Raw genomic sequence first — 19,245 nt, forward strand, 5'->3', positions numbered from 1 at the left:
GAATATCCGTTAGATACGGGCAATCAGATCGGCCATGGCCGCTTCGTGATCTTTACTGGTGACTTCGCGCTTGAGGATACGCTCCGCGCCCACCACCGCAATGGAGGCCACCTGGGCGCGCAAGGCGTCCTTGGCACGATTCACTTCGCGATCAATCTCGGCGGATGCCTGCGCCACGATACGCTCGGCCTCTGCCTTGGCATTGGCACGGGCATCTTCCAGCGCCTGATTGGCACGGGCGTTGGCCTGAGCGATGATATCGTTGGCTTTTTCCTTGGTTTCACGCAGCAGTTCGGCCGAACGCTCCTGGGCGAGTTTCAGCTCATGCTTACCTCGTTCAGAAGCCGACAGGCCATCAGCAATCTTCTGGCGACGCGCTTCCATCAACGCGGAAAGCGGCGTCCAGAGATATTTGCTGACCAACCACACGAGCACTACAAACGCGATGATTTGCGCGACGAGTGTGATGTTGATATTCATGAACAACCCTCAATGTTTCAGGTTCACGGGATGGCGCGTTCAAACGAACGGCCGAGGCTGAATTTCAGCCACGGCCGCCGTGCGCCACCGGGGATTACTTCGCGATTGCGCCGATGGCAGAAGCGAGTGCGCCCACGAACGGGTTGGCAAACAGGAACCACATGGCAAACGCCAGAATGATGAAGGGGAAAGATTCCATCAGACCCGCGAAGATGAACATATTGGTCATCAACTGCGGACGCATTTCGGGTTGACGCGCAATGCCTTCCAGGGTTTTGGAACAGATCAGGCCCCAGCCGATGGCTGAACCCAAACCAGCGGCGGCCAGAATCACACCAACGCCTACGGCAGTGTAGGCATAGATCATCGCGAGCATTTCAGGGGTCATTTACTTCTCTCCTCAGTCAAACAGTGAAAAACACAAACCAAAACTCAATCACAAACCAAAACTTCGCCGAAACTTAGTGCGAATCCATATCCGTATGCGCCATACCGAGATAAACGATGGTCAGCACCATGAAGATGAACGCCTGCAGGGAAATGACCAGGACATGGAAGATCAACCAGGCCAAATCCAGAACGACTTGCAGCGGGAACCAAATCAGCAAACTGGCGCTCAGCGTCGCACCCAAGGTCAACAGGGCAATCAACATGAACACCAGCTCGCCCGCAAACATGTTGCCGAACAACCGCAGACCCAGGCTGATTGGCTTGGCCAATTCTTCGATCAGGGTCATCACGATGTTGACTGGAATGAAAAACTTACCGAATGGGTGGAACAGGAACATCTTGATGTAACCGCCCAGCCCCTTGACCTTCAGGTTGTAGAAAATGCTCAGCAAAAAGACCACCAGTGCCATCGCCAACGGGGTGTTCAGGTCGGTTGTCGGCACCACCTTGAGGTGCGGCACACCCAAACCATGCGCCACGGCGGGCAGCAGGTCGATCGGGATGAGATCCATGAAGTTCATGAGCCACACCCACAGCAGAATCGTGAGCGCCAGCGGAGCAATGAGATTGGGCGCCCGTCCGCCGAAGGAATCCCGCACCTGCCCTTCCACGAATTCCAGAATCCCTTCCACGGCGTTTTGCAGCTTGCCGGGCGTTTCCGCGCGCAAACCCTGACCAATCTTGCGCGCAACCAGCAAAATCAAGCCACCCAACAAGAAGCTGAAAATCAGGGTGTCAATATTCAACTGCCAGAACCCCTGCCCCACCGAAAGGTTGGTCAGGTGGTGCTGGATGTACTCTACTGAGCCGCCACCGGCATTCTCTGTCGCCACAGAAGTCTCCTCAATCCAAGTTCAAATCGGTTTTACTCAGCGGGCGCCCCGAGTCCCGGCCACCGCGCGCGGCCACAGCCCCCGCCAGCATGACCAGAACAAATCCACCCACGGTGGGCGCCGGCGACAACTTGAGCCAACCGAGCGCCACAGCAAACAAAATCAGCAAGACGATGAACCGCACCGCCGCGCCGGCATACATGAGATTCAAGCTGTCTTTCGGTGCCTCGACCGCCAGGGCGGCCGCGCGCTGCATGGTCAAACGCAACAGCCCCATCAGAACCAGCGCGATCAAACCACCGCCCAACGCGCCCAGCGCCGCACCCGAACCCCATACCAGCGCGAACCCTGCCACCAGCACCCCGGTCAGCGCGCTCTGCACGATCAACACCAACCGTCCACGGCGGGCGATCCCTTCAGTCATCGGTGTCATGTTGCCGCGCCTGCATCAGACGGTGCGCATTCCGCATGCCGCCAATGAACCCCAGCAGACCGCCGCCCAGCATCGCCAACGGCGCCGTGCCGAGCCAATAGTCCACGCCATATCCGAGCAGCAGACCGGCGATCACCGTGGACGCGAACACATTGCCCGCCCCCACATTCATCAAGCCGCGCAGTCGCACCGCCCAATAACCCTCGGCTCGGCCGTCAGGCAGTCGGGCGTTGGGCTTGGGTTTGGCCATGCGGCGCACTCTCTTGGGACACGATTGATCTGACGGCCAAAAATTGGCGGCTAGTGTACCGGCATCTTCCCCGCCCAACAACTGTTACACAGGCTATGGAACGCAATCCGCTCAACCGGATGACGGCAGCAGCAGCCCCACCAGCGCATCCAACTGCGCGGGATCGTCGATGGCGATGCGCAATACCCCTCGCGCGCCGCCACTCGACTGCCAGCTCACCCGAACACCCAGGGCTTCTGATAACTGCTGCATCAGCCGTTCCGTATCGGGATCGGCGGGCGGGTTTTTGACTTCGGTCGTGGGCTTCTGCCGCTGACGCACCATCTGCTCAACCTGGCGAACCGTCAATGCCCGGGCAATGATTTTTTCCGCCAACGCGGCCTGATCATCCGCAGGCAGTGTCGCCAGTGCCCGTGCATGCCCCGCATCGAGCAGACGCTGCTGTAACTGCGCCTGCACGGGTGGCGCCAGATCCAGTAGCCGCAAGGCATTGCTGATCGCGGGTCGCGAAACGCCCAACACATCCGCCACCTGTTGATGCGTCATGGCGAACTCCTCGATGAGCCGGCGCATCGCAGTGGCCTGCTCGATCGGATCCAGATCCTCGCGCTGCAGATTTTCAATCAGCGCCAAGGCGGCCGCTTCGTGATCATCCAGCTCGCGCACCAGCGCCGGAATTTGCGCCAGCCCCGCCAGTTGTGCGGCGCGCCACCGGCGCTCACCAGCGATCAGCTCATATTCACCCGAGCGACGCCGCACCACGATGGGCTGAATCAGACCCTGCGCGCGAATCGAATCAGCCAGACGCGCCAGCGCTTCCGGCTCGAAATGGCGGCGCGGTTGATAGGGGCTGGGATGAATGAGTTCGACGGCAATGGGACGGTAATCCGCGCCCTCGACCGCTGCCGCGCCCACGGCGCTCGCACTCAGCAGCTGATCCAGTCCCCGCCCCAGTCCTTTCTTTTTGATGCTCATGCAGTTTTCTTCTTTTTCTTGGTTTTTTTCGGCTTGGGCTTCGGCAGGTTGAGCACCAGCGCGTCGGGCAAACGCAGGAGCAACTCATCCGCCAGCATCGAATAGGCCAAGGCACCCGGAGATTGGGTGTCGTACAACACTCCGGGCAGCCCATGGCTTGGCGCCTCCGCCAAGCGGACATTCCGCGGAATCGGTGTGCGAAACATCTGCCCGCCAAAATGCGCCTCAAGCTCTGCAGAAACCTGCTGCGACAACAGGTTGCGCGCATCATGCAAGGTGCGCACGACCCCGGCAATCCCCAGCGCCGGATTCAGCGCGAGCCGAACCTGTTCGAGGGTGTCGAGCAGGGATGACAAACCCTCCAGCGCAAAATATTCGCACTGTACCGGAATCAGCACATCGTCTGCGGCCACCAGCGCGTTGATGGTCAGGGTATTGAGCGCCGGCGGACAATCAATCAACACGATGCCGTAGTCCTTCGGCAGACTCGCAAGCGCACGTTTGAGCTTGAGCTCGCGCCCGATCCGCGTGACCAGTTGAAACTCGGCACCCGCCAGTTCCAGATTGGCCGGGAGCAGATCGAAACGCCCATCGCAGACCGTGACCACCGCGTCCGCGACCGGCGCTTCATCGAGCAACACATCGGTGAGCGTTTTCGTCAGGGATTCCTTCTCGATGCCCGTGCTCACGGTCGCATTGCCCTGAGGATCCATGTCCACCAGCAGAACCGAAACCCCGCGCACGGCCAAGGCCGCGGCCAGATTCACCGCGGTGGTGGTTTTCCCAACGCCCCCCTTCTGGTTGGTGACTGCGAGCGTCCAGCCCATGATGGCCCCTCTGTGTGTGGTTCGAAGGTCAGCGTGCCCGCTGATAAATCAATAAATGCCGGGCGGCATCAAGCCCCGGAATGGCCAGGGGCTGAACCTGCTGCAAGGCGAACACCGGCGGAACAGCCGCCTGCTCCGCCGGATCGAGCCGCCCCTTCATCGCCAGCCAGCGCGCCGACGGCGTCCCGAGAGCCTCCGTCCAGCGTAAAAAATCCCCCGTCGCGGCAAACGCCCGCGAGATGATTTGCCCGTACTGACCCGGCGGCAGCGCTTCGACCCGCGCGCGTTGCACTGTGACCTGATCGAGCGCCAGCGCCTGCACGGCAGCCTGGGCGAAGCGCGTCATTTTCAGATTGGAATCGATCAGCGTCACCGGCAGGGTCGGCCGCGCCAATGCCAGAATGATACCGGGAATCCCGGGGCCGCTGCCGACATCGGCCAGGGGCACATCCGGTTCGATCCACGGTAACACCGCCAGCGCATCCAGCGCATGGCGCAGCCGCATCTCGGGCAGGTTACGCACGGCCGTCAGGTTGTAGGTCTGGTTCCACTTGTGCAGCAGGGCGAGATAATCCTCGATGCGCTCGGCCACGGCCAGATCGATCGCCACGCCCATGCGGTCGGCAACGACCGCGAGCTCCGCTGCCGAATCGATCACGCCGTCGCCTGCAGCCATTCACGCCGCTTCAGATGCACCAGCAGCAGAGAAATGGCCGCCGGGGTCACGCCGGGAATCCGCCCCGCCTGACCAATGGTGGCCGGGCGCTGCGCAGCCAGCTTGGCACGCACCTCGTTCGACAACCCGCTGATAGCTTGGTAATCCAGATCTTCGGGCAGCGGTTGCGTCTCCTGTTTGAGGGAACGATCCACCTCATCCCGTTGGCGCTCGACATAACCGGCGTATTTGATTTCGATCTCGATCTGCTCGGCGACTTCCGACGCGACCGGCACCTCGGGCGCCAGAGCCGCCACCGCCGCCAGTTGGGCATAATCCAGTTCCGGGCGCCGCAATAAATCCAGCGCCGTCACGCCCTTGCTGATCACGCTCGGCAACACCGCCGCCGCCGGATGCTCGGGGTGAACCCAGAGAGCCGAAAGCCGCGACCGCTCGCGCTCGATCGCCTCCGTTTTCTCATTGAAGGCGCGCCAGCGCGGCTCATCCACCAGACCCAGCGCACGCCCTTTTGCGGTCAGGCGTTGATCGGCATTGTCCTCGCGCAGCATCAGGCGGTATTCCGCACGACTGGTGAACATCCGGTAGGGTTCCTGCGTGCCCTGCGTGATGAGGTCATCGACCAGCACGCCGAGATACGCCTCATCGCGCCGCAGCGTCAGTGGTTCGCGCTCCAGCACCTGCGCCGCCGCGTTCGCGCCCGCGAGCAGTCCTTGCGCGGCCGCCTCTTCGTACCCCGTGGTGCCGTTGATTTGCCCCGCGAAATACAGGCCGGCGATGGCACGGGTTTCCAGCGTGGGCTTCAAACCGCGCGGATCGAAGAAATCATATTCAATCGCATACCCCGGGCGGGTGATGACGGCCTGCTCAAAGCCTTTGATGCTGCGCACATACGCCAGCTGCACATCGAACGGCAGGCTGGTGGAAATGCCATTCGGGTAGATTTCGTTCGTGGTCAACCCCTCGGGCTCGACGAACACCTGGTGCGAATCCTTGTCTGCAAACCGGTGGATCTTGTCCTCGATCGACGGGCAATAGCGCGGCCCCACGCCCTCGATCACGCCGGTGAACATGGGCGAACGATCCAGCCCGGCGCGAATGATGTCGTGCGTGCGCGGATTGGTGTGCGTGATGTAGCAATCGATCTGGCGCGGATGCTCACTGGTTTTGCCCAGAAAGGAGAATACCGGCGTCGGCGTATCGCCGGGCTGGACTTGCATCACGGACAGATCGATCGACCGACGGTCGATGCGGGGCGGCGTGCCGGTTTTCAGGCGCCCGACACCGAGGGAGAGTTCCCGCAAGCGCTCGGCCAGCCGCAAGGCCGGGGGATCGCCCGCGCGCCCGCCCTGGTAATTCTGCAGGCCGATGTGAATCTGCCCGGCCAGGAAGGTTCCCGCCGTCAGCACCACGGTATGACCGGCAAATTCGATGCCCGCCTGGGTGCGCACCCCGACCACGCGGTCGCCCTCCAGCAGCAAATCATCGACGGCTTGCTGGAACAACATCAGATTCGGCTGGTTTTCCAGCATTTCGCGGATCGCCGCCTTGTACAGAATCCGATCCGCCTGCGCGCGGGTGGCGCGCACCGCCGGGCCTTTACGCGCATTCAGAATGCGGAATTGAATCCCGCCGCGATCGGCCGCCCGCGCCATCGCCCCGCCCAAGGCATCGACCTCTTTGACCAGATGCCCCTTGCCAATCCCGCCAATCGCCGGATTGCAGCTCATCTGCCCCAAAGATTCGATGTTATGGGTCAGCAACAGGGTGCGAGCGCCCATGCGCGCGGCCGCCAGCGCCGCTTCCGTGCCCGCATGGCCGCCGCCCACTACAATGACCGCAAATTGCTCGGGATATCGCATGACGCCCTCCGGCCGGGCTCAAAAAAGAGCGGAAATTCTAGGGGAAACCCTTGAAAAAATCGAGAACCACGCAGCCTGCCCGGCGGAATTATCAAACAAAAACAGCGAGATGACCCACAGGGCACCCAACGAAACCCCAAGCAGGGATTCATCCGGTCGCGGATTTACGGCACAATGTGCGGTCGGATTCACGCATGCCGCCGACCGGCGGGGATCAACCGTTCCTGTCTCGGGCTGGGCAGCCTCGCAGGACTGCACCCCCGGAATACCACAGCACGGCGCTTGAATCCGGGCAACCCGCTCACCGCTCGTTCAGAATTTTAAGGTACCCCCCTTCACATGACTTCCGCTCGCATTCGCTCGTTTCTGACCACCCTCATTTTGGCGCCGATCACGGCCGCCCTCGTGTTATACGCACTCCCACCGCTGAGTGCAGGCAGCCAGTTCGCGGCCACCGCCGGGATTATCTGGCTGAGTATCTTCCTCGCCACCTGGGTGCCCACCCAGCCCCAACCCAAACCGGCCATCGTCCCCAAAGAAGTCGCCGTCAACCTGCCGCCCGCGCGGGAAGCGGGTTTGGTCAAATTCTTTGATGCGGAAAAAGGCTTTGGTTTTATCGTCCGCGCCAACGGCGAAGATCTCTTCGTGCACTATCGCTCGCTGGCCAACGAACAGGCGCCTGCGCTGGTCGCGGGGCAAACGGTGGAATACCACATCGGCCCTGGCCGGAAGGGACCGCAGGCGGAGGCCGTGACGGTACTGTCCACCCCATCATAATTCGCGCGCAATCAAGCCGTCCCGCTGATCGGCGTACAGCACGGCGGGCGATGCGCGCGGATCATCGCACAGAGCAAATCAATCGCGCCGCCCCGGGCATAACGACTGCGGCTCGCCACCGCGACATCGCGCGTGGCCACCGATTCCGCCAGGGGCAGGTAACGAATCAAGGCACCGGCGGCCGCGCCCGGCTCGATATTGGACGAACAGGGCAGCACCGTCACACCCGCCCCGGAGGCCACCATCATCCGCATCGTCTCCAACGAGCCGCCCTCCAGCGTGCGCTGCAAGCGCCCGGCTGCGGAACTATGCGCGCATTCCGGACAAATCGAGAGCACTTGATCGCGAAAACAGTGCCCCTGCCCCAGCAACAGCAGGTCTTCAGCCGCCAGTTGAGCCGGCGTGACCGTACGCGCTTCGGCCAAGGGGTGCCCACTCGGCACGGCCACGGTAAACGGTTCTCGATAGACCGGCGTGATCGTCAAGCGGTTACCAACGATGGGCAGGGAAAGCACAACAGCATCCAGGCTGCCCTGATGCAGCTGATGCAGCAAGTCTTGGGTAAACCCTTCGACGATCTCGATCGGCATGCGCGGCGCACGCTCGTGCAGCGCGGGGATGAGGCTGGGCAGCAAGTACGGGCCGATCGTATGAATCAAGCCCACACGCAGCGTGCCGATCAGCGGATCTTTGGCCGCGTCCGCAATTGCCTTGAGCTGATCGACTTCCTGCAGGATGCGGATCGCCTGCTCGATGATGGCTTCGCCGCGCGGGGTGATATGCAATTCGCTCCGACTGGCGCGCTCGAAGATCTGCACCCCAAGCGCCTCCTCGATTCGCTTGACGCCGACACTCAGCGTCGGCTGGCTGACGAAACACGCCGCCGCCGCCCGCCCGAAGTGTCGCTCCCGCGCAACAGCCACCACATATCGCAATTCGGTCAAGGTCATCGTTCAGTATTCTCAAGTCATTTCACAGACAAATTGCCCCGATTTTCAACGGGTCTTCGCGCATTTTGCTTGCATTGTGGCGCAGGCGGCGGAAAAATTGGCCGCCGTTGGCTTGTTTGATCTATCCTCCTCGGCATCACGACCTCTGTTCAGAGCTTTTAAGGAGTCTCACCGTGAGCGATAAAATCGCCTATATCAACGACGGCAACTTCGCCGCTGAAGTGCTCGATAACGATTTACCCGTGCTGGTCGACTACTGGGCCGAATGGTGTGGGCCCTGCCGCATGATCGCGCCCGTCCTAGATGAAGTCGCCGAGCAATATGCGGGCAAACTCAAGGTCGCCAAGCTCAATATCGACGAAAATCCGGAAACTCCGCGCCAGCACGGCATTCGCGGCATCCCGACCCTGATGCTGTTCAAAGGCGGCAAGGTGGAAGGCACCAAAGTCGGCGCCGTCTCCAAATCTCAACTGACCGCGTTCATCGACGGCATCATCTAACCACGCGCCACAGGACGCGCGGCCATTGGCATCGCGTCCCCGTTATGTCAAAATGCGCTCCTTATCTTCCTTAGCCACGGATGCGTTCGCATCGCGCGTTGGCCAAACCTCCTGATTTTCTTCTCTTCCTGGCACTAGTTGCCGTGGCTTCTCCTCATCCCTCGAAGTTATCTCGCCCCCCATGAATCTCACTGAACTCAAAGCCAAACCCGTTCCTGATCTCGTTGCAATCGCCGAAGCGATGGGCATCGAAAACATCGCCCGAACCAAAAAACATGATGTGATCTTTGCCTTGCTCAAGGCACACGCCAAAACGGGCGAATCTATTTATGGCGACGGCGTGCTGGAAATCCTGCCGGATGGCTTTGGCTTTTTGCGTGGCGCGGCAGACTCGTACCTCGCCGGCCCGGCAGATGTGTATGTCTCGCCCTCGCAGATTCGCCGCTTTGGTTTGCAAACCGGGGACAACATCTGCGGCACCGTGCGCGCCCCGAAAGATGGCGAACGCTACTTCGCCTTACTCAAAATCGACACCATCAACGATGAGCCGCCACACGCCAGCAAAAGCAAGGTGCTGTTCGAGCATTTGACGCCCCTGCACGCCAATCAGCGCATGCGCATGGAGCGCGGCAATGGCTCGACGGAAGATTTGACCGCGCGGATCATCGACATCGTCTCGCCGATCGGCAAAGGCCAGCGCGGGCTGATCGTCGCGCCACCGAAAGCGGGGAAAACCATGCTGCTGCAAAACATCGCGCAGAGCATCACCGCCAATCATCCCGAATGCGACCTCATCGTGCTGTTGATCGATGAACGCCCGGAAGAAGTCACGGAAATGCAGCGCACGGTGCGCGGGGAAGTGATTGCCTCCACCTTCGACGAGCCGGCGGCTCGCCATGTACAAGTGGCGGAAATGGTGATCGAGAAAGCCAAGCGGCTGGTCGAGCACAAGCGCGATGTGGTCATCCTGCTCGATTCGATCACCCGGCTGGCGCGGGCGTACAACACCGTGGTGCCCTCGTCTGGCAAGGTGCTGACCGGCGGCGTCGATGCCAATGCCCTGCATCGTCCCAAGCGCTTTTTCGGCGCGGCGCGCAATATCGAGGAAGGCGGCTCACTCACCATTCTGGCCACGGCGCTGATCGATACCGGCAGCAAAATGGATGAAGTCATTTATGAAGAGTTCAAAGGCACCGGCAACATGGAACTGCACCTAGATCGCCGCATCGCCGAGAAGCGCGTTTATCCGGCCATCAACATCAACCGCTCCGGCACCCGCCGCGAGGAGCTGCTGACCGACACGGAGGAGCTGCAAAAAATGTGGATTTTGCGCAAGTTCCTCCATCCGATGAGCGAGCTCGAATCCATGGAATTCCTGCTCGACAAGCTGCAAAAAACCAAGACCAACAACGAGTTCTACGATTCAATGCGCCGCGGTTGAACGCGTTGATGCGCGAAGGAAGCCCGGTCGCGGGCGAGAACGCGCAGCGGGAAACTCACCGCGCCTGGGTTGACTGAATACAGCCCCGGCGGGATCGATTCAGCGTTGCCTCAGGGCAGCGCCGTCACCTGAACCAGGCGACTGTCCGCCCGACCATGATCATCGACCGCCGTGACGGTGAAACTGCCCGCCTTGGCCGGATGCCAGAACAGCGGTTCCGTCGGTGCGCGCGCGCCGAGATAACTCCGATCGGCAAACCAGTACAGTGTGTGAACATCGGCATCCGTATCCGCCGTCAGCGCAATCCGGTCGTGCGCGGGATCCGCCACGCGCAGGGCATACACACTGCCCGTCAACGGGGAAGTGATGCGCGGCGCGGCACCGCCATCCGTCGTATCCCCGCACTGCGGCGCGCGCGGGGGCGCCCTGCGCGGGATTCCGGCGGCCGCGAACACCTGCTGCAACTCGCTCGGCCAGAATTCAAACACCCGCTGCTCATCGCGGGTCGGATCATACGGCGGGCACACCGCCTTGCCGGTCACTTTATCCACCCAGACCGGGCGGTACACCGTATCAACCGCAATCGGCGATACGCCGGGAATGAACCAGCTACTGCCGCGCCGGGGGCACCATACCGTGGGCAACGCCCCGCTCGATAAGCACACCGCCACCCGCTTGAGCCGAGCAGGCACCGTATCCGGCAAGGGTGCCAACGCGGGCGTGCTGGCCTGCACCGCATGAATGATGTTGAAAAACAGCGGCGCGGCCGCATCCCCGCCGACCAGCGCCGGGTTGGGGCTACCATCAAAATTGCCCACCCAAACGATCAGGACATAGGGACCGAACAGCCCGGCGCTCCAAGCATCGCGAAAACTCGACGAGGTGCCGGTTTTCCACGCAACGGGCAGGCGGCTCGGCTGGCCGGTCGGCGCGAGCAGGGGGGGCGGATTCTGCTGCAAAATATCGCGCACCATGTAACTTGCGGCCGCACTCAACAAATGCGGGGCGCGGGTCGTCTCAGGCGTGGACTTAAGCCAGCGCAGCGGCTTGAGCACGCCATCGTTGGCGAGCAGGGCATACAGCCGCGCCATCTCCTGCACGGTGATCTCGCCGCCCCCAAGCACCAGCGCCAGGCCGTAATGCGATTCTGGCGCCATGTTCGACACACCGGCCAGGCGCAGAAAATCATAAAAGCTGGGGTGATCGAGCGCGGCCGCCACGGTGATCGCCGGAATATTCCGGCTGCGAATCAGGGCTTGAGTCGCCGTGATCGGCCCCTCGAAACGGCCATCGAAATTTTCCGGATGATACGGGCCGAACGCGGTCGGCACATCACGCAGCACGGTAGCCGGAATCAGCACCCCCTGATCGAACCCCAGCCCATAAATGAACGGCTTGAGGGCGGAACCCGGCGAGCGCTTGGCATTCGTCCCATTGACCTGCCCATCGATCTCGGGGTCGAAATAATCGGCCGAACCGATCATCGCCTTGATGCCCATATCGCGCACATCGACCAACAGCGCCGCCGCATTGTGGATGCCCTGGCTCCGTCTTTGCCGGACAAACGCCTGCACCTGACGCTGCAGAATGCGCTGCAACCGAAGATCCAGCGTGGTGCGGAGCCAATGCTCTGCAGGCGCGCCGCCTCCGACCATGGAGCCCTGCTGCGCGAGCAACTGATCGACAAACCAGGGCGCACGGAACGGCAAAGCCGTCGTGGAGCGCATCACCAGGGGCAACGCGAACAGCGCCGCTACCTCGTCGGGGACGGGATCGTGCTGCTGCCAGCGGGCAAACAGGCGATTGCGCGCCGCAATCAAGGCCGGATTTGCCCGCCCCTGCGTGATTTTGCCCCGCAAGCTCGGATTCTGCGGCAGCACCGCCAGGGTCAGCGCCTCCGGCAGGCTGAGTTCAGCCGGGGGGTGATTGAAGTAAATCAGACTGGCCGCCCCCACGCCCTGCACATTGCCGCCAAATGGCGCGTAGTTCAGATAGGCAGTCAGAATCTCCGTTTTGGAATAGGTCAGCTCCAGCTGGATGGCTCGGGCAATCTGAATGAGCTTGCCTTGCGGACTGCGCGTATCGAGCGACCACAGCAGCCGGGCGAGCTGCATGGTGATGGTCGAGCCCCCCTGCGGATGCTGGCGCAGCACATAGGTTTTGAACGCGCCCCGCAGCAAACTGAAGGGATTAAAGCCCGGTTCCCAATAAAAATACCGGTCTTCATGCAGCAAAATCGCCTGCGTCAGGCGGGGAGAAATCTCGTTCAGCGGCGTCCACAACCGGTATTGCTGGTCGCTGGCCAAGGTCAAACGCAGCAGATTGCCCCGGTCATCCAAAACGGCGGTCGATTCCGGCAGCCATTGCGACAAGGGCGGGTGAGGCCGCTGATGCAGGTAGGTGCGCAACCCGACGAGCCCCGCCGCCAGCAGAACCAGGGCGAAAATCGCCGCCCAGACGACGCGTCGCAGGCGCATGCAGGCCGAATCACTGCCCAGAGGGCGGGGCAGCACCGACGGCAGGATCGGCAGGCGCGGGCACCGTCGTCACCCGAACCGGTGTCTCCGCAGGCGGCTCCGTCACCGTCAACGCCCCACCCCCCGGCGTCAAGGCATGAATCTCCCGGTCATACATCGACTCGGCATAGATCGGCGGCTCAATGAACCGCCCGGCCGTCATGGCGCGAATACGGTAGCGATATTGCTGCACGCCGTCGGTCGCCGTCGCATAGATCAGCACCCGATCCTCGCGCGGTTCAACATAACTCACCGCCATATCGCTGCCGGGCTGGGCGAGCGTATCGACAAAGCCCGCGTCCCCGGCTTCGGTGGCATCCCCAGCGGAGGCATCGCCGGAACCATTGCCGGCAGAATCGTCGGGCGCGGACGCATCCGTCGCCGGGTCGGCGGCGGGGGGATTATTCACCACCTCGAAACCGCCCGGCAGAATATCGACGATCGCCACATCGCCCACCGACGCCTGCCCCAGCGCCCGCAGACGCACCGTCACCGTCAGGGCTTGTCCCAAGGCCACCTGCGTCACCGGCTTGCCCGCGTCATCGGTGTATTCGCGCCAGACTTCCAACCCCTGTTTCACCGCTTTTTGCGGGGGATGGCGGTCATACCCCGAGACCACCAGCGAGTACCAGGCGGGCGCGGGCGCGCTATCCGCCACGCTGAACCGCAATGCCTGGGCGGTTGGCGCCAGGTGCCCCAATACCAGCGCGCCCTGCGTTTGACCGAACGGCGTGAACGCATCGCTGCCGCTTCCTAATTGCTGCGCCATCGATAGACCCGAGGTCGGCACCTGTCCCTGCGGCAGGTTGGCCAGCGCTTGCAGCAACAACGCCGCCGAGAGGGTGTTGAAGCGGTTCTGGCCAATTGCCTGCGCCAGTCGCTCCACCACGGCCGGAGGCAACTTCGCCGCCAGCGCAGGAAATTGCTGCTCGACCATCCACAAGGTTTGCGCCTGGGTAATCAGCGGATCGTTGTAGTCCGCATACACCCAGGGTGCCGAGGCGGGGCGCGCTTGGCTGAGCGCCGCCCAGGGCGCGGCAATCATCTGGTTGGCAATCTGATCCTGTTGCAGGAGCCGGTAGGCACCCGCCAGATACACCGCCGCGAGATCGGTTTTCCAAACAGCGGGATATTGCGTTTCCAGGGCTTGCTGCACCGCCGCAATCAGGTTCGTCGTCACCTGACCGGACGCCGTGAGCAGATAAATCGCAAACGCGCGGGCGCGCAGCCCCGCCAGCGTATCGCTTGAGTCATCGGCAGCCAGCGCGCTCAGGTAGGCCAACCCGTGATCGAGCATATCCGCCGGTACCCGCACGCCCGCTTGCCGCGCTTGCAGCATGAACGACAGGGCATAGACCGAAACGAACGGATCTGCATCCGGGGTCGCCGCCCACAGACCAAAGCCGCCCTCGCTGTTCTGCCGCGTCCGCAAGGTCGCCAAAGCTTGCGCCAGGGACGCCGGGGCACGCGCCGCCGCCGCCGCACTTTCGGCGAACTCCGGGCGGGCGGCGGCAATCAGCGCCGGTGTTGCCGCCGAGATGATCTGCTCCGAACAATAGTTGCCGTAGTGTGTCAGGTAGGCTTCCAGCCCACGCATCAACACCAGCGGCAGATACGACAGCGCCGCCTGCCGCTCGCCCAGCTCGGGGAAGACTTCCCGCAGGGGGCTCAGCGTGGCCTGCTGTCCGGGCAGAATCCGTCCCACTTGTACGGCGGTCTGGAAGGGCACCGCCGGGCGAATCGAGACCGACATCTGCCGCGTGGCGGTTTTATCGCCCAGGCTGGCGGTAAAGCGCAGCGGCACCGCGCCCAACTGCGCCCCGGCCGTAAGATTGAACTGCACGAGACCCGATTTGCCCGGCGCGAGCGCTAACGACTGTACGGCATTGCCGGTGACGGTAAACCCGGCACCCGCATCCAGCGCCACCCGAATTGGCTGCGTCGCCTCGGGCGATTGGGGATCAGGCGCGAGATTGTTGGTCACGCTCACGCTGGCGGTAAAGGCATCCCCCGGCGCCACGGCAGCGGGCAGATTCGGTGAGAGCACAAAATCACCGCGCACCGTGGTATCCGTTTGGGCGATGCCGATTTTCTCCGGCGTCACCGCCACCACCATCACCTTGAGCGCACCATTGAAGGAATCGGGCACGGTATAACTGAATGTCCGATCCCCATTGACCGGCACGATGCCCGACCAATACGCCACCGGCGCTTCATGCTTGCGCTTGAAGGGATTGAGCTGCTGCTGACCCTGCGCGTCCGCATCCCCGCCCGTGCGGCTCACGGCCGTCAACTGGGTGAACGAGGGCAGCAGCAAATCCAGAATCTGCGAGGAGCTGACCTGCAACATCCGCTTGCGGTAGAAATAATCCAGCGGATCTTCCAGCTGGTAATTGGCCACCTGCAAAATACCTTGATCAACCGCGAACAGCGCGACTTGCGCCGGGTCAGCGGTATGCACCGTCATGTTCACGGTTTGCCCGGGCTTGATCAGCGCGGGGGCGGAAACCGTCACCGCCTCGCGGTGCGCGCCGACATCCACCGAGAACGGCATCACGCCATAGCTGAGCGGGCTCATGTAAATCTCGGGCGAGGCCGGATCGCGCAAGAACTGCACCGTCACATAGCCATTGCCTTCGAATCCTTTGGGCACGGTGATGTACTGCACGGAGCTGGCGGTCTCGCTGTGGAACCAGGCATAGGCATAGACCTTGTCGCGCTCGATGGTGATCAACCCACTGCCCGCATAGGGCGCGCGAATCGCCACCGCGATGCGATCGCCCGGCGCGTAGTCCTTTTTATCCAGCGCGAGTTGCAGCTCGGCATTGCGTTCCAGCGAACGGCTGACATTCGCATCGCCCGCCACCGTGAAATCCACCCGATTGAGCGGCGTGCCGTTGGCCGCTTCGATGACCAGCGCGAACCGCCCGGGTTGCGTGGTCGGCAGGGCAAAGTCCGTGCCGCCCGCCGCGAGCGCAAGGGGCACCCGGCTGACGACGCTTTCCTTGAGTTTCGATTCATATTGATACGCGCCCGAGTCCTGCCGCGTGAGCACCGAAACATATTGCCGCGACAGAATTACCGCCTGCAAACCCGGCACCGCAATCGACTGGAGCGAGGGATCGACCGCGATCAGGCGCACCGACCGCGCCGTATCCCGCGGGATGAAATCCAGCGCGCCATCGGTTTTGAGGCCGATGAGATAATCCGCGCTCGACACCAGCGCGGTTGCCGCAGCCGCCACATTCCGGCCACTGCCCGGCTCGAACACCTGCGCGTAGAACCGCAGCGCGTAGGTCGCTGGCGCAAAGCTGGACAGATCCAGCGGAAAATCCGCCGTCCCCTGGTCGTTGGTCGTCTGTTCCTGCAGGGTTTCGGTGTACCCCTCCTTGGCATGCTGCGGATCGTAGAACTGGTAGTCCTTCCAGGCGGCAAAGGCGGGGAAGGCCGGCCGCAGTGTCAGCGTCGCCGTCACCCGGCGCGAAGCCGCCGGCGTACCATACAGGGTATGCGCGTCGATCACGGCCTGCAGCGCGTTGGGCTTGATCCAACCTGCCGTCATCGCGGGCGAGAGCCGCGCGGTCACCCGCGTCTGATCCGGCTCGAATTCCTTGACCTGCACGGTGGTCGAACCCAGCAGCACCTCATCATCGTGCGGACGGATCAGATACAGGTTCACCGTCCAGCTACCGGTCGGTGCCGTATCCGCCGGGGTGTAATCCCAGTCCATGAAGCCCGTTTGATCGGGCGACACCTTCTGCCGAGTCACCGTCATGCCGCGCGGATCGACCAGCTCCAGCCGCAAGGGCAGGCCGGTCACCCGGTGTGCCCAGTCCGCCGCGCGCACGATCATGCCGATGTGCAGCGTCTCACCCGGCCGATACAGGCCGCGGTCCGAAAACAGATACGCACTCAGCGCAGTAGGCGATGCCTCATTGGGCGCGCCGCCGACATCAAAGCGGGAAAAATTCAGTTGCCGGTCACTGCTGCCAATCGGCAAAAACGAGAAATCCTGTCCATCGGCCGTGGCCACGGTCAACATCACCGGCCGATTTTCGCGGACAAACCCGTTCAGCGTCGGGAAATGCACATGGCCTTGATCATCCGTTGTTCCTCCCAGCAGGGTCTTGCCATTCTCGGCCACCACCATCACCACCGCGCCCGGCACCGGCTGCCCTGAACTCAGGGACTGCACGAACACATCCCGGCTGCCGTCGAGCGATTTTTTGCTGAGCAGACCGAGATCGGTCACCACGATCAAACGGCTATCGCCCGGCGTGCCATCGGCATAACTGTTCACATCGAAGGGATCATTCCCGGCTTCCTCAGCAGGCGTCGTGGGATCCGCCGGATTCCACGGGCGCAGCGTCAGCAGAAACACCCCGCGTTTGCGGCTGCTGCCCTGCCCGAGATACGGGCTCAAATCAAACCCGGCATAGGCCGCCTTGCTCGGATCCGTATTCGGCAGGCTTTGAGTTTCCGTAAACCGCTCGACCAGATGATCCGGGCTGATGCGCAGGCGCGGATGGGTGAAATCGCCCTCATTGAGCGACACCAGATGCTGCAGCTGCGCCGGCAACAGCCGCGCAATCCCCAGCCGCACCCCCGGCAGATTGCGCGCCACCAGCGAGACCCGATGATCCCCAGCCAGCGGCAGCAACGCCCCCTGCCCCAGGAATTTGAGCGTTTGCGGATACGGGGGCACGGTGAGCACATAACTTTGTGGCTTCGCCAGTTGATACCCGCCAAACCCCACCAATCCCTTGTCGATCATCACGAACAACTGCCGGCCCGGCGGCGCCGTGAAGGTAAAGCCTTGCAAGCTGTCCCGATCGCGTTCCGTCGGCTGCAACCGCAGCGGCACGGGGGGCGCGCGCTGCAAGACCGCCTGCCCGACCATCGCGGGGTTCCAGGTATAGGGTTTTTGTCCCTGCGGCCCGGTGTCCGGCAACAGCCACGCCCGCACCCGGCGATTCACGGCCGTTCCCTCCACCGGTGCCGTGGTGTTGACGATCAGCGTCTGCTGCGGCTCGAAGCGCGCATTGTCCACCAGCGAAATCCCCACCTGGCTGATCCCCAGGCTGTAGAGCCCAGGCACCTCGGCCTCGGCCGATAACGGCGCAGTCGTCCCCGCCCCACCCCGCGTACTCAGCACCCCTTTGGCCAAATCCAGCCGCAGCTTGCGCGCCTCGGGTGCCAACGACAGCGGCGCCGAATGCACAAATGCTGTGAGGTGACGCGGATCGAAAGTCACCGTAAATGGCTCCTTGTCGCCCGGTACGAATACGCCCGGCTGCTTGGCATCCGGCCGCAGCGCCCGCAAGGTGACCGCCCGCTCGAACGAAGCGGCATCGACCGGATACGGGAATTGCACCGCAAAAATGACCGACTTTTTCAACGGATCCTGCGGGTCTTGATAAAACGCCGCGCTCTGCAACGAGGCGGCCATCGGTTCCGTCGAAAAGGACCGATTCGTCTCGGCCAATCGCACCCCGGCTGCCGTCGCCACACCCGGCGTCAACGACAGCCGGATCCGCTGACCCACCGGCCAGTCTTTGGCCGGGGTAAACACCAGGGATTGATCCCCCTGCCACAGCCACTGACCCGGCACGGGCGGATCGAGTGCGATCCCGGCGCTCGCCGGCTTATCCACCAAAGCGATCGGCGCCACCGAGGCCGAAAAATCCACCACCAAGGGGCTGACCTTGATCGGATCCTGCGTGTAATCCGTCACCGCCGGCGGGGTCAGCGTCACCGCCACCTTGGGCGGCTCGATCGGTTTGGGGCGATGCTGATACCACTGATAACCCCACCACCCCCCGGCCGCCGTTGCCGCAACCAACAGCAACACCAGCAGCGCCCACAGCGGATGCCGCCGAGCCCCCTGGACACAGCCCTTCAACCAGCGCGGCGGCTGCCAGGACAAAGCGCCAAACAACGCCACCCAGACCCGCCGCCACCCACTCCGGCGGGGCACCGATGGCGTGCTGGCAGATTCGGTCGAAGCAGGGGGCAATTCCGTCGTCATATGCGCCATCCTTGGTCAGCCGGAAAAATGACCGGTATCCCGCACATGATACCAGCCGGGCGCGGAATCCTTACGCCGGCAGACGATCCTTCCCTGCATTGCACCACCCTGCGTCATCGACACCCCGATGCCGCGCAAATCGCATCAATTTCATGCAAGCCCCTCACGGTGGCGCTCGACCGACCCCGATTCCGCCTAAACACAGGGTGCTGGCACTAAAGTTGCTTGAGGCACACTGCGCTCCAACGGC

At 62.7% G+C, this 19,245-nt stretch carries 15 protein-coding genes; 3 read left to right on the forward strand and 12 right to left on the reverse strand.

Annotated elements, in window-relative coordinates; translation table 11 throughout:
* Positions 1 to 9: 9 nt before the first annotated feature.
* The 9 genes from VOI35_RS09355 to mnmG form a co-directional block, all read right to left on the reverse strand.
* Entirely contained in the window at positions 10 to 480 is a 471-nt protein-coding gene (locus VOI35_RS09355) for a F0F1 ATP synthase subunit B (protein ID WP_407275781.1), read from the reverse strand.
* Positions 481 to 574: 94 nt separating this feature from the next.
* Positions 575 to 868 carry a F0F1 ATP synthase subunit C gene (atpE, locus tag VOI35_RS09360; RefSeq protein WP_407275782.1) on the reverse strand — a complete coding sequence of 98 codons (294 nt, stop codon included), beginning with the start codon at positions 866 to 868 and terminating at the stop codon, positions 575 to 577.
* 73 nt (positions 869 to 941) lie between these two features.
* Positions 942 to 1,763, reverse strand: coding sequence for a F0F1 ATP synthase subunit A (gene atpB, locus VOI35_RS09365; RefSeq protein WP_407275783.1), 822 nt, complete (start codon positions 1,761 to 1,763; stop codon positions 942 to 944).
* A 10-nt stretch (positions 1,764 to 1,773) separates the two neighbouring features.
* Positions 1,774 to 2,196, reverse strand: coding sequence for an ATP synthase subunit I (locus tag VOI35_RS09370; protein ID WP_407275784.1), 423 nt, complete (start codon positions 2,194 to 2,196; stop codon positions 1,774 to 1,776).
* Complete coding sequence (locus VOI35_RS09375) at positions 2,180 to 2,446, reverse strand: AtpZ/AtpI family protein (protein ID WP_407275785.1); 267 nt, start codon at positions 2,444 to 2,446, stop codon at positions 2,180 to 2,182. The genes VOI35_RS09370 and VOI35_RS09375 overlap by 17 nt, the downstream gene beginning before the upstream one ends.
* A 111-nt stretch (positions 2,447 to 2,557) precedes the next feature.
* On the reverse strand, positions 2,558 to 3,421 hold the full coding sequence (locus tag VOI35_RS09380) for a ParB/RepB/Spo0J family partition protein (protein WP_407275786.1): 864 nt from the start codon (positions 3,419 to 3,421) through the stop codon (positions 2,558 to 2,560).
* Positions 3,418 to 4,248, reverse strand: coding sequence for a ParA family protein (locus VOI35_RS09385; protein ID WP_407275787.1), 831 nt, complete (start codon positions 4,246 to 4,248; stop codon positions 3,418 to 3,420). Before VOI35_RS09385 ends, VOI35_RS09380 begins: the two co-directional genes overlap by 4 nt.
* Before the next feature lie 28 nt (positions 4,249 to 4,276).
* Positions 4,277 to 4,924, reverse strand: a complete 648-nt coding sequence (gene rsmG / locus VOI35_RS09390) for a 16S rRNA (guanine(527)-N(7))-methyltransferase RsmG (RefSeq protein WP_407275788.1) — start codon at positions 4,922 to 4,924, stop codon at positions 4,277 to 4,279.
* Positions 4,903 to 6,783, reverse strand: a complete 1,881-nt coding sequence (gene mnmG / locus VOI35_RS09395; protein ID WP_407275789.1) for a tRNA uridine-5-carboxymethylaminomethyl(34) synthesis enzyme MnmG — start codon at positions 6,781 to 6,783, stop codon at positions 4,903 to 4,905. Before mnmG ends, rsmG begins: the two co-directional genes overlap by 22 nt.
* 339 nt (positions 6,784 to 7,122) lie before the next feature.
* Here mnmG and VOI35_RS09400 point away from each other — a divergent pair, with 339 nt between their 5' ends.
* A complete protein-coding gene (locus tag VOI35_RS09400) occupies positions 7,123 to 7,560 on the forward strand; it encodes a cold-shock protein (protein WP_407275790.1) in 438 nt (145 codons plus the stop codon).
* An 11-nt stretch (positions 7,561 to 7,571) separates the two neighbouring features.
* Here the strand turns inward: VOI35_RS09400 and VOI35_RS09405 are convergent, their stop codons facing one another.
* A complete protein-coding gene (locus tag VOI35_RS09405; protein ID WP_407275791.1) occupies positions 7,572 to 8,510 on the reverse strand; it encodes a hydrogen peroxide-inducible genes activator in 939 nt (312 codons plus the stop codon).
* A gap of 173 nt (positions 8,511 to 8,683) precedes the next feature.
* Here VOI35_RS09405 and trxA point away from each other — a divergent pair, with 173 nt between their 5' ends.
* Positions 8,684 to 9,010, forward strand: a complete 327-nt coding sequence (trxA, locus tag VOI35_RS09410; protein WP_407275792.1) for a thioredoxin TrxA — start codon at positions 8,684 to 8,686, stop codon at positions 9,008 to 9,010.
* Between the two features lie 181 nt (positions 9,011 to 9,191).
* The gene (gene rho, locus VOI35_RS09415) at positions 9,192 to 10,451 is read left to right on the forward strand and encodes a transcription termination factor Rho (RefSeq protein WP_407275793.1); all 1,260 of its coding nucleotides are present in this window, start codon (positions 9,192 to 9,194) and stop codon (positions 10,449 to 10,451) included.
* A 110-nt stretch (positions 10,452 to 10,561) separates the two neighbouring features.
* Here the strand turns inward: rho and pbpC are convergent, their stop codons facing one another.
* Entirely contained in the window at positions 10,562 to 12,928 is a 2,367-nt protein-coding gene (pbpC, locus tag VOI35_RS09420) for a penicillin-binding protein 1C (RefSeq protein WP_407275794.1), read from the reverse strand.
* A 10-nt stretch (positions 12,929 to 12,938) separates the two neighbouring features.
* On the reverse strand, positions 12,939 to 18,995 hold the full coding sequence (locus tag VOI35_RS09425; RefSeq protein ID WP_407275795.1) for an alpha-2-macroglobulin: 6,057 nt from the start codon (positions 18,993 to 18,995) through the stop codon (positions 12,939 to 12,941).
* Positions 18,996 to 19,245 lie beyond the last annotated feature (250 nt).

Source organism: Halothiobacillus sp. DCM-1 (assembly GCF_045689735.1).
Lineage (GTDB): Bacteria > Pseudomonadota > Gammaproteobacteria > Halothiobacillales > Halothiobacillaceae > Halothiobacillus.